The 15,935-nt window shown below is 45.3% G+C and carries 13 protein-coding genes; all 13 read right to left on the reverse strand.

The window, feature by feature from the left end; translation table 11 throughout:
• Window position 1: 1 nt before the first annotated feature.
• The 13 genes from yfmF to asd all read right to left on the reverse strand — a co-directional run bounded on the left by yfmF (window position 2) and on the right by asd (window position 15,875).
• Entirely contained in the window at window positions 2-1,285 is a 1,284-nt protein-coding gene (gene yfmF / locus ABHN01_RS15335; RefSeq protein ID WP_429876263.1) for an EF-P 5-aminopentanol modification-associated protein YfmF, read from the reverse strand.
• Between the two features lie 126 nt (window positions 1,286-1,411).
• Entirely contained in the window at window positions 1,412-2,374 is a 963-nt protein-coding gene (locus tag ABHN01_RS15340) for an ABC transporter permease (protein WP_429876264.1), read from the reverse strand.
• Window positions 2,374-3,420 carry an ABC transporter permease gene (locus tag ABHN01_RS15345; RefSeq protein WP_429876343.1) on the reverse strand — a complete coding sequence of 349 codons (1,047 nt, stop codon included), beginning with the start codon at window positions 3,418-3,420 and terminating at the stop codon, window positions 2,374-2,376. Before ABHN01_RS15345 ends, ABHN01_RS15340 begins: the two co-directional genes overlap by 1 nt.
• A 5-nt stretch (window positions 3,421-3,425) precedes the next feature.
• Window positions 3,426-4,955, reverse strand: coding sequence for an ABC transporter ATP-binding protein (locus tag ABHN01_RS15350; RefSeq protein ID WP_429876265.1), 1,530 nt, complete (start codon window positions 4,953-4,955; stop codon window positions 3,426-3,428).
• Between the two features lie 132 nt (window positions 4,956-5,087).
• The gene (locus tag ABHN01_RS15355; RefSeq protein ID WP_429876266.1) at window positions 5,088-6,158 is read right to left on the reverse strand and encodes a BMP family lipoprotein; all 1,071 of its coding nucleotides are present in this window, start codon (window positions 6,156-6,158) and stop codon (window positions 5,088-5,090) included.
• Between the two features lie 91 nt (window positions 6,159-6,249).
• The gene (locus tag ABHN01_RS15360; protein ID WP_290399506.1) at window positions 6,250-6,975 is read right to left on the reverse strand and encodes a GntR family transcriptional regulator; all 726 of its coding nucleotides are present in this window, start codon (window positions 6,973-6,975) and stop codon (window positions 6,250-6,252) included.
• 210 nt (window positions 6,976-7,185) lie between these two features.
• Window positions 7,186-9,528: a DNA translocase FtsK gene (locus ABHN01_RS15365; RefSeq protein ID WP_429876267.1), complete on the reverse strand. Its 2,343-nt coding sequence runs from the start codon at window positions 9,526-9,528 to the stop codon at window positions 7,186-7,188.
• A 95-nt stretch (window positions 9,529-9,623) separates the two neighbouring features.
• Complete coding sequence (locus tag ABHN01_RS15370) at window positions 9,624-9,854, reverse strand: YlzJ-like family protein (protein ID WP_429876268.1); 231 nt, start codon at window positions 9,852-9,854, stop codon at window positions 9,624-9,626.
• Window positions 9,851-10,597: a ClpP family protease gene (locus ABHN01_RS15375; RefSeq protein WP_429876269.1), complete on the reverse strand. Its 747-nt coding sequence runs from the start codon at window positions 10,595-10,597 to the stop codon at window positions 9,851-9,853. The genes ABHN01_RS15370 and ABHN01_RS15375 overlap by 4 nt, the downstream gene beginning before the upstream one ends.
• A gap of 195 nt (window positions 10,598-10,792) precedes the next feature.
• Window positions 10,793-12,466, reverse strand: coding sequence for a ribonuclease J (locus ABHN01_RS15380; protein ID WP_429876270.1), 1,674 nt, complete (start codon window positions 12,464-12,466; stop codon window positions 10,793-10,795).
• Window positions 12,467-12,634: 168 nt separating this feature from the next.
• Window positions 12,635-13,507, reverse strand: a complete 873-nt coding sequence (gene dapA, locus ABHN01_RS15385; RefSeq protein ID WP_290399511.1) for a 4-hydroxy-tetrahydrodipicolinate synthase — start codon at window positions 13,505-13,507, stop codon at window positions 12,635-12,637.
• A gap of 53 nt (window positions 13,508-13,560) precedes the next feature.
• Window positions 13,561-14,808 carry an aspartate kinase gene (gene dapG / locus ABHN01_RS15390; RefSeq protein ID WP_429876271.1) on the reverse strand — a complete coding sequence of 416 codons (1,248 nt, stop codon included), beginning with the start codon at window positions 14,806-14,808 and terminating at the stop codon, window positions 13,561-13,563.
• A 20-nt stretch (window positions 14,809-14,828) separates the two neighbouring features.
• Complete coding sequence (gene asd / locus ABHN01_RS15395) at window positions 14,829-15,875, reverse strand: aspartate-semialdehyde dehydrogenase (RefSeq protein WP_290399513.1); 1,047 nt, start codon at window positions 15,873-15,875, stop codon at window positions 14,829-14,831.
• Between the last annotated feature and the right edge of the window lie 60 nt (window positions 15,876-15,935).

Here is a 15,935-nt window from a genome sequence, read left to right on the forward strand (position 1 = left end):
ATTATTCATCGCCCCTCCCTTTTAAGAAATAGATCGTATCAAGTTCAATCTTTTTCGAGACACCGACCACTTGCTCTTTCGTCACATTCTCGATGCCTTCAAGCCATTCCTCGATGCTTCGTTTATGGCGCGAGACCACCTCATGATACAGAACCTCTACCAATCCGGTGGAATCATCGACTGTCTCAAGGATCTGATTGCGGATCATTGCCTTTGTCTGATCCAGCTCTGCATCCGTTATGTTGCCGTTCTGGATCTCCTTTAATTGCTCATTGATGATTTTTACTGTTTTTTCATAATTATTGGTTTCAATTCCGGACATGACAAAAATGATCCCTTTATGGCTCTCAAAACGAGAAGCAGCATAGTAAGCCAGGCTCTCTTTCTCACGAACGTTCATGAACAGCTTGGAATGTGAGAAGCCGCCAAAAACACCGTTGAATATTTGGAGAGGAAGGTAATCCGGATCACTGTATGTAATGTATGTCCGGTATCCCATATGAAGCTTTCCTTGCTGGACTTCCTGCTCTTCAAAAATCTCCTTAACCTCATCGACTCTGCGCTTTCCGGTGGCAGAAATCCGCTTCGGCTCCGTCTTGGCATTGGGAAACACGAAATGCTTTGCCGTAAGATCCTTAAGAACTTCTCTTGACACATCTCCAACAGCGTACAGATGGATCTCGTCTTCTTGAATCACTTTGTTATAATAGTCGTATAAAATTTCCGGAGTAATGGCATCAACTTCCTTTTCGCTTCCATATACATTAAAACGATAAGGCTCGTCTTCAAACATCTCCTCGATCAGACGCTTGTTGGCATACCTCATTTTATCATCGTAAATCGATTCGATCTGCTGCTTCAGCGACCGTTTTTCCTTCTGTACGATCTCAGACAAAAAGGCATTCCCCTGTTTTGCCGGCTTAAGAAGTACGTCGGACAAAAGTTCAAACGCCCTGTCGAGCAACGGTGTATTATCCGATAAAAACTTTTCATTCGCCACATCTATTCTCAGGGTGATCACTTGATATTCTCCCTTTTTCGAAAGATCGGCTCCCAGTGTGGCTCCATACAGGCTGTCCAGAGCTTCACGAAGTTCTTTGCTGCTTGGAAATCTCTCCGTTCCACTCTGCAAAACAAAAGGCAGCAGTGCCCTTTTAGTGACCTCCTCCTCAACAATCGGGCTCTTTAGCTGGAGTATTAAGGAAGTGGTCTTATATTTAGTGGTTTCGACCGTATGTAAGGTAATGCCGGGCAAGTCAGCCACTTGATGGTCTACGAGTGTCATCTTGCTTCCTCCCTTTCCAAAATTGTTTTATCATACCTTCTAGTGTACCCACATTCCATAGGAATCATGACTTTTCCTGCTTTAAACAAAAAAACCTGCTTCAGAAACTGAAGCAGGTTCGGTAAATTATCTTTTTCCTTTTTCGTAAGGCTGTCCGGATGCCTTAGGCGCGTCTGCACGTCCAACAAATCCTGCAAGAGCGAGAATGGTAAGAACATAAGGTGCGATCAGCAGATAAACATCAGGAATATTCTTGAGAAGAGGAATCTGTTCCCCTGTGATACTTAAACTTTGGGCAAGACCGAAGAACAACGCTGCTCCCATCGCCCCAAGCGGATGCCATTTACCAAAGATCATCGCAGCAAGAGCCATAAAGCCCTGTCCTGAAATGGTAGACTGTGTAAAGTTTCCGGCGATTGATGCCACATAGATGGCGCCGCCCAGACCGGCAAACGCTCCCCCGATAATAACTGAGATGTAACGGGTCTTATTAACATTGATCCCCATCGTATCTGCAGCCATCGGATGTTCACCGACAGAACGAAGACGAAGGCCGTACGGCGTTTTGTAGATAATGTACCATACTACAAAAGCCAGGAAAATCGCTACGAAAGAAGTAGAGTAAGCATTGGAGAAAAACAGGTCTCCGATGACTGGAATCTTAGACAGCACAGGAATGTCACCTTTGCCGATACGTTCCTGAATATCAGGAGTCTGTCCAGCGTCAAAGAGTTTTTTTGTTAAAAAGATAGAAAGCCCAGCCGCTAAAAAGTTAAGAGCCACACCGCTTACGACTTGATCCGCCTTCAATGAAATGCTTGCCACTGCATGCGGAACAGCAAAGAGTGCACCTCCAACGATAGCTACTGCAAAACTCATCCATGGAGAAGCCGCTCCAAGACCCCATTGTTCACCGTAGTGGGTGAAAATCGCCCCTAAAAAGGCGCCGAACATCATAAGTCCTTCTAGCCCGATATTTACGACCCCGGAACGTTCACTGAAAACTCCGCCCAAAGCAGTAAGGATGAGGGGGGCTGCCGAAACGATCGCAGCAGGTACTATAAGGGCAAGAATATCGAAGAAACTCATTATATTTTACCCCCTTTAGTAAATCGGTTGGTGAGCCAGCGGATTAGATAGCTGGACGCAACAAAGAAGATGATCAGAGCGATAACAATGCCAATAAGCTCAGTCGGAACTCCTGCAGTAGATTGCATGGTGAGAGCTCCAATTTTCAATCCTCCAAATAAAAGAGCGGCAACGATGATCCCGATCGACCCGTTGGCTCCAAGCAAGGAAACGGCAATCCCGTCAAACCCTACTCCGGTAAAAGCGTTATTGATCGTCATATACTGATAGGTTCCAAGGCCTTCCATCGTACCTGCTGCACCAGCAAAAGCACCTGAGATCGCCATGGCAAGAATAATATTTTTTGATACACTAATTCCGGCATACTGTGAAGCATGCTGGTTGAAACCGACCGCTCTTAATTCATAGCCGGTAGTCGTCTTCCATAGAACAAACCACATGAAAAGCGCACCGATCAGAGCGACGAGAATTCCATAATGCAAACGGGAAAAATCTGTCATCTGCTGAAGCCAAGGAGAAGCAAGGGACGCGGATTCTTTTATATCTTTTGTCCGTTCACCCGGGGCAAGCATATAGGCACGTATTATGGCGTTAGTCACATAAAGTGCAATATAGTTCATCATAATGGTCGTAATAACTTCGTGAACTTTAAAACGGGCTTTCAGAATGCCAGGAAGCACTCCCCATAGCGCACCGGCTAAAGCGCCTGCGATTACGGCTAAAGGAAGGTGGATGATCTTAGGAAGATCAAAATGGATTCCGACATAGACGGATGCCAGCCAGCCGACAAGCAGCTGCCCTTCAACTCCGATATTGAAGAGCCCTGTGCGAAACGCAAACGCCACTGCAAGTCCTGAGAGGATCAGCGGTGAAGCCGCGCGAATCGTCTCCCCGATATTGTATCCATTACCGAAGATGCCCTCGATCAAAGCTGAGTAGGCTTGAATCGGATCATAGTTAGAAACCAGCATGATGATGCCGCCGATCAGCAGGCCTAGCAATACGGATATGACAGGGACGAGAATATGAAATAAACGGCCTTTCATTACATTCATTGCAATTCACCTGCTTTTTGTTTCTTGCCGCCCGCCATGAGCAGTCCAAGTTCCTGTTCGGTCGTTTGTTCAGGATCCACAACCGCAACGATTTTCCCTTCATAGATAACGGCGATGCGGTCGCTGACATTCATGACTTCATCCAGTTCAAACGAAAGGAGAAGAACCGCCTTTCCTTTATCCCGTTCCTGTATCAGCTTGGAATGAATAAATTCAATAGCACCGACGTCAAGCCCCCGTGTAGGCTGAGCTGCAATTAGAAAATCAGGACTTCTGTCCACTTCCCTTGCAATAATCGCCTTCTGCTGGTTTCCTCCAGATAATGCTCGTGCCAGTGTATGCTCACTCGGCGTTCTCACATCAAACTCTTTTATCAGCTTGTTTGCTTTATCAAAAATTGCGGGAAATTTAAGAATTTTATTTTTAGAAAATGGCTGTTGATAATACGTTTGCAGCACCATGTTCGTACCGATCGAAAAATCAAGAACAAGTCCATGCTTATGTCGGTCCTGAGGGATATGGCCCACTCCGGATTCCGTTACTTTTCTTGGTTTAAGGTTCGTGATCTCATTGCCGTTGAGCTGGATGGTTCCACTTGTCGCTTTTCTTAAACCAGTAATCGCTTCAAGAAGCTCGGTCTGGCCGTTTCCATCCACCCCTGCGATCCCCAGAATTTCTCCCGCCTTGATCTCAAGGTTTAATCCGTCAACAACGGGCACTTTCCTTGAATCTTCAACGACGAGGTCTTTGATCTGCAGAACGGCCTGTTTTGGATCAGCTTCCTCTTTATCCACCTTGAAATTGACTTCGCGCCCGACCATCATCGCCGCAAGTTTATCCGGATTGGTCTCTGCAACATCAACTGTTCCAATACCCCTTCCGCGTCGTATCACTGTACAGCGGTCGCAAGCTTCCATAATTTCTTTCAGTTTATGGGTGATTAGAATAATCGATTTCCCTTCTGATACCAGTTTTTTCATAATCTCCATGAGCTCATGGATTTCTTGAGGCGTCAATACAGCGGTCGGCTCGTCAAAGATTAAAATTTCTGCTCCGCGGTACAGCGTTTTCAAAATTTCGACGCGCTGCTGCATGCCAACGGAGATATTTTCGATCTTTGCGTTTGGATCTACCCGCAAGCCGTAGCGGTCAGATAAGGCCTTTACTTCTTTCGCTGCTTTTTTCAAATCGACCCTTCCAGCAGTGGTTATCTCTTTGCCAAGAATAATATTTTCTGTTACAGTAAAGTTTTCAACAAGCATAAAATGCTGGTGCACCATACCGATTCCCAAACGGTTCGCAACATTTGGATCAGTAATCGAAATCTTCTGGCCTTTAACGTGGATCTCTCCCTCTTCCGGCTGATACAAACCGAAGAGGATATTCATCAAAGTGGATTTTCCTGCACCGTTCTCACCGAGCAGCGCATGAATCTCGCCTTTTCTTACTTGCAGCGTGACATTGTCATTGGCAACGATGCCCGGGAATTCCTTGCGGATATTCCTCATCTCAATGACATACTCCATTGTGTTCACCCCTTATGACAAACTATAAACCTAGCAATCTTGTTTCTTCATCCTGCAGAGGGAGTCAGAAGTCTAACCTTTTACTGCGTAAATAAAGGCCAGTAAACGAATACCAGCCTTTCCTTTTAGCATTTACTTTTTCATATCTGCTTCAAACTTTTTGAATTCTTTATCCGTTTTAGGAACTGTTACGCTTCCATCCTGGATTTTCTTTTTGTACTCGTCCACTTTTGCCAATGCTTCTTTCGTTACATTTTGTTTGTGAGGAGCAATACCTACACCGTCTTCGTTAAGACCAAATTCAACCACTTTTCCGCCAGGGAATTTTCCATCCTTAGTATCCTTTGAAACTTGATCAACTGCTGTGTCAACGCGCTTAACCATGGAAGTCAGTGTTACATCCTCAGGCAATCCTTCTTCGTATTGGTCACGGTCAACACCGATAACCCAAACTTTTTCACCATTCTTCGATCGGTTTTTCGCTTCGGTGAATACCCCTTTACCAGTACCTCCGGCTGCATGATAGATAATATCTGCACCCTTGCCATAAAACGTGTTAGCGATCGCTTGTCCTTTTTCGGCTTTGTTAAAGTCACCAGCATATTGAACAAAAATTTCCGCTTTAGGATTCGCAGTTTTAACTCCGGCTTTAAATCCGTTTTCAAACTTTTTGATCAATTCACTGTCCACGCCGCCGACAAAACCTACTTTGTTCGATTTCGTTTGCATTCCTGCGATTAGTCCAACAAGGAATGAGCCCTCATGCTCCTTAAATGTGATGCTCGCAACGTTCTTTTCAGGAACAACCATATCAACAAGAGCAAGGTGTGCGTTTGGCTGCTGCTTTGCTACTTTTTTAATATCTTCTGCCATCAAAAAACCGATTCCGTAAACAAGATCAAATTTTTCCCTGACTAGCGAGTTCAAGTTAGGCGCATAATCACTTGCAGAGGTAGATTGAAGATATTTGAAATCTGTACCTTTCTTAAGATGGTTATCTTTACCGAACTTTTGAAGACCTTCCCAAGCTGATTGGTTGAAGGATTTATCGTCGACACCGCCAGTGTCGGTTACCATCGCCACTTTAAATGCATCTTTTTTGCTGCCTTCGTTTGACCCTCCGCCTTCATCTTTTCCACAGGCAGAAAGCAGTGTGCCGGCTGCTAAAGCAAGACTTAATAAAACTCCAGTTCTCTTTTTCAATTCTTTTTCCCCCTATTTTTTATGCATATAACACTTGTAACACACATTGGACTACGGTGTAGCACATCACCCCCTATAATGGATTGACTTCTTACAAGCGCTTTCTTACAACTGTAAAATTAAATTTATCAGCTCTGAAATAATTGCAGGAATAGAGAACAGGCTCATCATTTTGATCATAGTGCATCTGCTTTAAAACGAGAAGCGCTGCTTCCTCCGGACATTCCAGGATTTCCGAGATCCGTTCATGGAAGCCGAGGGGTTCTATGTTTGTCACCGCATACATGACACGCTTGCCAGCTTCTTTTTCCAGCATCTCAAGCATGGAGAGGTACTTATGTTGTGATTCAGACGGCATATAGCCCGCAGGAATATGATCGATGCAGTAAACGACAGGTTCAGCATCCGCTGTTCTCACGCGTTCCACAACGTTAATCTCTTCGCCTTCCGCCAGATTAAACTTGTTCTTCAAGTCATCCACTGCAGGAATCACGACAGAGGATACGAAGACGGTGGATGCTTTCTTGCCGGCTCTCTCGATCATATCTGTCACACTGAAGAGTTCTTCAATTCCAGAAGAAAAGAGTGCCCTGGTCCTGACAAAGGTTCCTACGCCATGTTTCCTGATCAGAATGTTTTCGTCTTCGAGAATACGCAGCGCTTCCCTGAGTGTAGCCCTGCTAATGCCCAACTGTTTCGAAAGCTCAAATTCTGACGGGAGTTTCTCGCCTTCTTCATAAGTGCCGTTCTCAATGTCGGCTTTTAATTTCTCAATAACCTTTAAATACAGCAGACGATGATCCGTCTTAATGGACACGTTGTTATTCACCTCTATGACAACCAAAACCAATAACAATTTACTGTTTTTCAGTGTAAAATTTTTGACAAATATTTAAAATAATCGACATAAATATATCATTTTTATCTGTATAAATAAATACTATTTTTACAGATTTTTTTAAAACCCGAAATAAACGCATTATTCAGATAAATCCACGAAAAAACAAAACCCCAAAAAAGGGTTTTGTCAGGAGCTTGATGCTTGATTCTGTTCCGGCAGAGATGTCATCAGAACTTCTCTCGGCTTGCTGCCTTCATAAGGGCCGATGACCCCTTTAGCCTCCATCGCATCCACCAGTCTGGCTGCACGGGAATATCCGATTCGGAATCGCCTCTGCAGCATGGACACTGATGCAGTCTGCATGTCTACAACGAGTTTTACCGCTTCAGGAAACAGATCATCCTCCACTTCCATCGTAACTTGAGCTTCCTCAGTTGGAATCATCTCTTTCTGATATTGCGCTTTTTGCTGCGATATAACAAATTCAACGATCTTTTCTACTTCTTGATCCGAAAGAAAAGCTCCCTGGATCCTTGTGGGCTTGGATGCACCTGATGGGAGGAAAAGCATGTCTCCCCGGCCAAGCAGTTTTTCTGCACCTCCCATATCCAGTATCGTTCTGGAATCCGTCTGTGAAGAAACACTGAACGCGATGCGGGAAGGAATGTTGGCTTTAATGATTCCCGTAATTACATCAACGGATGGCCGCTGTGTAGCAATGATCAGATGGATTCCTGCAGCACGGGCCATCTGGGCAAGGCGAATGATCGCATCCTCAACATCTCCTGAGGCAACCATCATCAAATCTGCCAATTCATCCACAATGACAACGATGTAAGGCAGGAAAGGCTGTTTAGCTCCTCCTTCATTGTTCTGCCTTTTTATGCTTTCATTGTATCCTTCAATGTTCCGCGTTCCGCTGTGGGAAAACAGTTCATACCGCCGTTCCATTTCACTTACTACCCGTTTTAAGGCTTGTGCCGCTTTTTTCGGCTCTGTAACAACGGGTGCCAGGAGATGGGGAACACCATTGTACACATTCAGTTCAACCATCTTGGGATCAATCATCATCATCTTGACTTCATGAGGCTTTGCCCGCATCAGGATGCTTGTGATAATGCCGTTGATACATACACTCTTCCCGCTCCCGGTCGCACCAGCAACAAGAAGATGGGGCATTCTAGAAAGTTCCGCGAAAATGGGTTCCCCTGAAATGTCCCGGCCAAGTCCGATAGCCAGTCTGGATGTCTGTTTTTGATATTGGCTCGATTCAAGTACTTCCCTTAATGTAACGGTAGCGACCTCCTGGTTAGGGACCTCGATACCGACCGCAGATTTACCCGGGATCGGGGCTTCGATCCTAATGTCTTTGGCAGCAAGAGCCAGTGCAATATCATCTGCTAAATTGACGATCTTGCTTACTTTCACACCCACGTCTGGATACACTTCGTATTTTGTGACCGCCGGACCAAGATGGACTTTCAGTACTCGGGCTTTTACGCCGAAGCTCTCAAACGTTTTCTCCAGCTTTTTGGCATTGCTTTTACTAGCCGCATATTGCCTGTCTTTATGTTGCCCAGTAGAAGAAGGCCTGACCAAAAGGTCCATGGAAGGAAGAGCATAGTTTTCATTATGTTCTTCTGTTTGTACGAAGCTTGCCGCCAATCCAGCAGGATCAGCTTCTTCGGGTTCATGCCTGTCCGGTTCTTCTTCATGAAAATCTTTTGATCCGAATTTAAGCTGTACGGCAGAGCTCTCATCACGGTCAAGGTTCCTCGTAAAGTCCTCAATAATCGGCTCATACTCTTCGTCAGAAGCTTTGTGTACCTCTTGCGCATCCTGATGAGGCATCTCTTTTTTCGCTGCTCTTTTTTCGGCTGGTTTCCTGCTGTTTTTTAATTCCTTTGCCTTCGTTTGCAGAGATTCGTATGTATGAGAAATAAAGCGGCCTGCTGCCTCTGCGATTTTAGAAATAACCCCGGACAAAGATTTACCTGTGATGAGAATCAGAGAAATGATCATGACGAAGACAAGAACCACGGCAGACCCCTGTACACCGAACAAAAAGTGAAACATCGCAAAACCGACGGAGCCAATCATCCCGCCTCCAAGATCAGCAGCTGGTGAATTGCCAGACAGCTGGGACCAATAGATCTCCCATGTATTCCTGATGACAGAAGTATCTGCCCATCTTCCCTGTTTTGAGAGAAGAGAAAATAATTTCAGATGGCTAAGAATGAGCATGGATAGGTAGAACAAATAAAATCCTGCAAGCCTTTTTCCGAAAACGGGAGGAGTCTTGCGTTTCCAAATTAAATAGACTGAAACAGCCAGTGTGCCGATGAGAAGCACTCCGTACCATTCACCGCTGAAAAATCGCAAAAACTGAACAAAAGCCAGTCCCACTTTACCCATCCGGGCTAGTGCAAGCATCGTCAAAGCAAGCAAAAGAAGGCCGGCAAGCTCATAGCTTAATTGCTCTTTCCAGGCTGTCGTTTTTTTTGAAGCTTTTTTATTCCTTTTCGCCATTCTTTCACCTCTTTAGCAAAACCAAGTAAAGCAGCCGGTGGAGGGCTGCTTTTGTTCTTCATTATATCACAGGACCAGCCTGCTTATCTATCGCTTTAGGAATGGTCTGCCCTCAGAATTTGCCCCGGACAGCAGTCGTCGTTCATAAAATGGGCCGGATCTGTACTCATCACCCGGACCACTTTATATTCCAATGGGGAGATTTGCTCAACCAGCACTGGTATATTTTTATAAAGCATTTGGGTTTGAACGCTGTTTTGCGCCGATTGTCCGTCTTGTCCATCAGGAAACATGAGCTCATGAGGCATAAGGGTATACCAGGTCATTGGATCACCTCAAGGCCGTCATTCGTTTTCTTAAGACGGTTCTGCTCCATCATTTCGTTCAGCTTGGCAATTGCCTGCCCGACTCCGCCTACTTCATTGATCAGCCCATCGCTGACAGCATCTTTGCCGATCACGTTCGTTCCGATATCCCTTGTTAAGTTTCCTTTTGAAAACATGAGTTCTTTAAATTTTTCTTCGGTTATGCCTGAATGTGAAGTTACAAAATTGATGACTCTTTCCTGCATTTTATCTAGGTATTCAAACGTCTGAGGCACACCGATAACAAGCCCGGTTAGCCTTACAGGATGTATGGTCATCGTCGCTGTTTCAGCGATGAATGAATAATTGGCTGACACCGCTATGGGCACTCCTATCGAATGTCCTCCTCCGAGGACGAGTGAAACCGATGGCTTGGAGAGAGAAGCAATCATTTCTGAAATGGCAAGACCGGCTTCAACGTCCCCGCCTACTGTATTCAAGATGATCAGCAGCCCTTCGATCTTCGGGTTCTGTTCGATCGCCACCAATTGAGGGATTAAATGCTCATACTTTGTGGTTTTATTATTCGGCGGAAGCTGCACATGTCCCTCAATCTGGCCGACAATCGTCAAGCAGTGGATACTGGATCCTTCCATCTGCGGAACATTTGTCTGCCCGAGTGACTGCAGTTTGTTGACGAGACTGCTCTGTTCCGAATTGCCTTCGGGCACATTCGGCTGTTTCGGTTCTTGATCCTGATTCATACTAGTAACCCCCTTATGCTTGTTCAGCATTTTCTTATAGTATGAACGCTGGGGTTATTTTCATTCTGCAAAGACAAGCGGAAGCTCCTGCAGGTCCGACAAGCGCTGGAACTCTAACATGGCAACACGCTTTTTGTGTTGGACATTACTTTTATTCCAGCTGACAAATTTAAAAAATGCCTGCAGAAGCAGGCATTAAATTTCCATAATGATCGGCATAATCATTGGCCGACGGCGTGTTTTATCAAATAAATAATGGCTGAGTGAATCGCGCATGTTCGATTTTAATGAGGACCAGTCCTTCACTTTTTCCTGCATGCATTTATCGAGCACTTCTGTCACAAGTTTGTTCGCTTCCTGAAGGAGCTCTTCACTCTCACGGACGTAAACAAATCCCCGGGATATTATTTCAGGGCCGGATATGATTTGATTGGACGCTCTGCTTATCGTAACGACGACAACCAGTATTCCGTCCTGGGACAGAAGCTTTCGGTCGCGCAGCACGATGTTTCCGATATCCCCTACACCTAAGCCGTCAACGAGAACGTTTCCTGCTGGAACTTTTCCGGTCCGTTTAGCCAAACCGTCAGCAAACTCAACGACTTCTCCTTTTTCAAGAATAAAAATATTTTCAGCATCAACGCCTACCTGAACCGCAAGATTTTGGTGCGCTTTTTGCATTTTATATTCCCCGTGGACAGGGATAAAATATTTAGGCTTCATAAGGCTCAGCATCAACTTCAATTCTTCCTGGCAGCCGTGCCCTGAAACGTGCACTTTGCGCTGTCCGAAAATAACTTCAGCACCTGTCCTCATCAATAAATCGACGATGCGGGCTACAGAACGCTCGTTTCCAGGGATTGGCGTAGCTGCAATGACCACTGTATCCGTATGCCGGATCGCGATCTGTTTATGTGCTTTATGCGCCATGCGCGACAAAGCCGCCATTTGTTCGCCCTGACTGCCGGTTGTTAAAATAACAATACGGTCTTCCGAAAAGTTATTCATCTGATCAATGGAGATCATACTGTCTTTCTCGATGTTCAGATATCCTAAATCAGAAGCGATGTCCACAACTTTTACCATGCTTCTTCCGGTAATGACAATTTTCCTGTTGGTTTTGGCAGCAGCGGTGAAAATCTGCTGGATGCGGTGAACATTGGATGCGAAAGATGCGATGATAATCCGGCCTTTCGCTTCAGCAAACACATTATCGATCTCATGCCCCACTGACTTTTCGGAACCTGTCATGCCAGGCCTTTCCGCATTGGTGCTGTCCGAAAGCAGGCATAGTACCCCTTTGCTGTTCAGCTCAGCAATCTTGCCAAAATCCGTATGCTTTCCATCGATCGGAGACTGGTCAATCTTAAAGTCACCTGTATTCACGATGACTCCCTGCGGCGTGTGAACGGCAATGCCGACGGAATCTGGAATACTGTGATTCGTGCCAAAGAAAGTAACTTTATACTCTCCAAAGTCGAGGACGGATTCTGAACTCACTAAGTGCATTTTCGTGCTCTTATGAAGTCCAGCTTCTTTCAGCTTTGCTTCTACAAGCCCTAGGGTAAGCTTCGTTCCGTAAACAGGAACTGGCAGCTGCTTTAAAATAAAAGGAAGTCCGCCGATGTGGTCTTCGTGTGCATGGGTCAGAAAAATCCCCTTGACTCTGTCCTTGTTCTGGACAAGATAGGTTATGTCCGGAATCACGATATCGATGCCAAGCATTTCCTCCTGAGGAAACATTAAGCCTGCATCCAGGACAAAGATATCCTCCCCCGCTTCGACCACATACATGTTTTTGCCAATTTCGCCAATACCGCCCAGGGCAAAAACTTTAATCTTTTCACTATTTTGTTGTTTCGTTGTCAATGTAATAATCCTCCCAGTTGTTGTGTTTATGTACTCTCCGTTCACGTCACTTGAATTCATTATAGCTTATGTTCGAAAGCGAATACAAGAAGAAGCAACGTTTTCTTTTCTATCCCTGCGCTTATGGCTGAAATAAAAAAAGCGGCACAATGGCCGCTTGTTTTCATTTTACAATGAAGATCGCATGATTTTGGATAACGATTCCCGCTGCTGCTGGTTCAATGGCAATAAAGGAAGACGTACGCTTCCGACATCAAGCCCCTTAAACTGCAAAGCTGTTTTAACAGGGGCCGGGCTTGGTGCTTTAAACATCTCATCCATAACCGGCAGAAGCTTCCTGTGAAGTTTTGCCGCTTCCTGTACCCTTCCTTGTTTAAATTGCGAAATCATTTCCTGCATTTGATTTCCTATCACATGGGATGCGACAGATACGATCCCTGCTCCTCCGATGGATAATACCGGCAGTGTGATACCGTCATCACCGCTGTACAGAAGAAAATCCTCAGACGTTTGCTCTATGATTTGGCTCATCTCTCCCAAATCACCACCGGCATCTTTGATGGCAATAACGTTAGGGATTTTGGAAAGCTCAATAACGGTTTCAGCGGAAATGCTGACCATGGTCCGCCCCGGAACATTGTAAGCCATGATCGGGAGGCTGGTTTCAGCTGCTATGGCTTTAAAATGGGCAATGATTCCTTCCTGGCTCGGTTTACTGTAGTAAGGCGCCACGATCATAATCGCATCAACACCGGCTTGTTCTGCCTTCTTGGTCAGGTCGATGGATGCTTTGGTGTTATTGCTTCCAGTTCCTGCGACAACAGGAACCCTTTTATCAACAACTTTTACAACATGCCTGAAAAGCGCAATCTTTTCCTCTGTTGATAATGTTGGTGACTCACCTGTTGTCCCTGCAACCACCAGACTGTCTGTACCGTTTTGTATTAAGTAATTCACCAGCTTTGTCGTTTTGATAAAATCAATATTTCCCTTGCTGTCAAAGGGAGTTACCATAGCTGTGCTTATATTTCCCAAATGCATTTCGATCAGCTCCTTAAAATCTTGCAATATCCACTAAATAGATACTTCTTTTTTTATTGGTCAGGAGACTCTAATCCAGTGGAATGGACTTTATCTAACTCAAATGCTTTATGCAAGGCATTCACTGCCTTTACCATGTCATCCTGTCTTACGAGCACCCAAATGGTGGTGTGGGAGTCAGCGGACTGCAGAATTTGTATATTTTCATCGACTAATGCCTCTACAATCGTAGCCGTCACCCCTGGTACACCTGACATTCCTGCTCCGACTGCGGATACTTTTGCACAGCTTCGCGTAATCTCGGGCGAATATCCGAGGTCGTTAAGGACGTGCTCGGCATGTTGTGCCATACTTTCCATGACTGTATATACGACACCTTTAGGGCTGATGTTGAAAAAGTCTACAGAAATCTGTTCTTTTGCCATTGCTTTAAAGACCTTGGTATGAAGGTCATATTGAGCATCCTTCGCAAATACTTTGATCTGGGTGACACCCGGGACATGTGCGATGCCTGTAATGACATGATCCTGCACATCCCGCCCTGCTCCTTTGGATATGGCTGAGGTCACAAGGGTTCCAGGAAGCTCAGAATAGGTTGAACGGATTCTTAATGGCACTTTTGCATGCATCGCAATCTCGACTGCACGGGGGTGAATCACTTTCGCTCCCTGGTAAGCCATATTGCAGATTTCATTGTAAGTAACAACAGATAGAGGCACTGCTTCTTTCACGATCCTCGGGTCCGCGGTCATCACGCCTTCCACATCTGTAAAAATATCAATGTATTCAGCTCCAAGGGCTGCTCCAAGGGCTGACGCGGACGTATCACTGCCTCCCCGGCCGAGCGTTGTTACATCCCCCTCAGGAGATTCACCCTGAAATCCGGCAACAACTACCGTGTCATGTGTTTCAAGCATGGAACGGAGCCTGTCACATTGCATATCTGTAATTCTTGCGTTCGTATGTTCGTCGTTCGTCCTGAAGCCGGCTTGGGAGCCTGTCAAGGCTGTAGAAGATATTTCTTTACTTTTTAGCAGGTTGGAAAACACAACAGAAGAAATAATTTCTCCACAAGAAAGAAGCAGATCATATTCTCTGCTTTGCACTTGATGATCAGTAGCTCCAATCAGGCTTAGAAGTGTATCTGTCGCGTAAGGATCACCTTTACGTCCCATTGCCGAGACAACACAGACGACCTTATAGCCTTCAGCCACCGCTCTTTTAACATGCTCGGCTGCAAGTTCCCTGCCGTTTTCATCTTTTAAGGATGTGCCCCCAAATTTTTGTATGATTATCTTCATGAAGTCAGCACCTTCTTTGATTAGTTCAGCAATTCAAGTTTAATCAGGCTTTCTGCAATCTGCACCGAGTTCCAGGCTGCCCCTTTTAATAAGTTGTCAGATACAATCCATAGATGGAACGCATCATTGCGGTCCAGGTCTCTTCTGATACGGCCGACAAATACGTCATTTTTGCCAACAGAATGAGCTGGCATAGGATAGATTTGATTCTGAGGATCATCCTGCAGAATAATACCTTCAGATGAAGCCAGAAGCTGTTTGAATTCTTCGATGGATTCTACATCTTCTCCTAATTCAACATAGACAGATTCGGAGTGGCCCGTCTCAACCGGAAGCCTGACGCAAGTGGCAGCTACCTGCAGTTGAGGCATATGCATGATCTTTTTCGTTTCATTGATCATCTTCATCTCTTCAAAGGTATATCCGTTCTCCTGAAACTTATCAATCTGAGGTACTGCATTAAATGCGATCTGATAGTGTTTTTCATCACCCGCACACGGCAGGATTTCTGGGGTGAACTCTTTACCTTCCAGGATGGCCTGTGATTGGGACTTTAATTCTTCAATCGCTTTTGCGCCTGCACCTGATACCGCCTGGTAAGTTGAGACGATGACTTTGTTTAAGCCATACTTTTCTTGTAGCGGCTTTAAAGCAACCACCATCTGAATCGTCGAGCAGTTCGGATTGGCGATGATGCCCTTATGCTGGCGGATATCTTCTTCATTGACTTCTGGTACGACCAAGGGAACATTCTCATCCATTCGGTACGCACTCGTGTTATCGATCACAACCGCACCGCGTTTTACCGCTTCAGGAGCCAATTCTTTGGAGATAGAGCCTCCTGCTGAAAACAAAGCAATGTCCACTCCTTCAAAGGCTTCAGGCAGCGCTTCTTGAATCACCACTTCTTCGCCTTTATAAACGGCTGTTTTGCCGGCAGATCTGCTGCTTGCAAGCAGAGATAATTTAGCAATCGGGAAGTTTCTTTCTTCCAGTGTTCTTAACATTTGTTGTCCAACGGCACCCGTCGCACCGACTACCGCTACATGAAATCCATTCTGAGTCATTAGACTGTGTCTCCTTTTTTGTTTAGTCCATAAACCTTGTCATGACAGAAGGAGAAACAC

The sequence above is a fragment of the Fictibacillus sp. NRS-1165 genome, assembly GCF_050468105.1.
Classification (GTDB): domain Bacteria; phylum Bacillota; class Bacilli; order Bacillales; family Fictibacillaceae; genus Fictibacillus_C; species Fictibacillus_C terrinigri.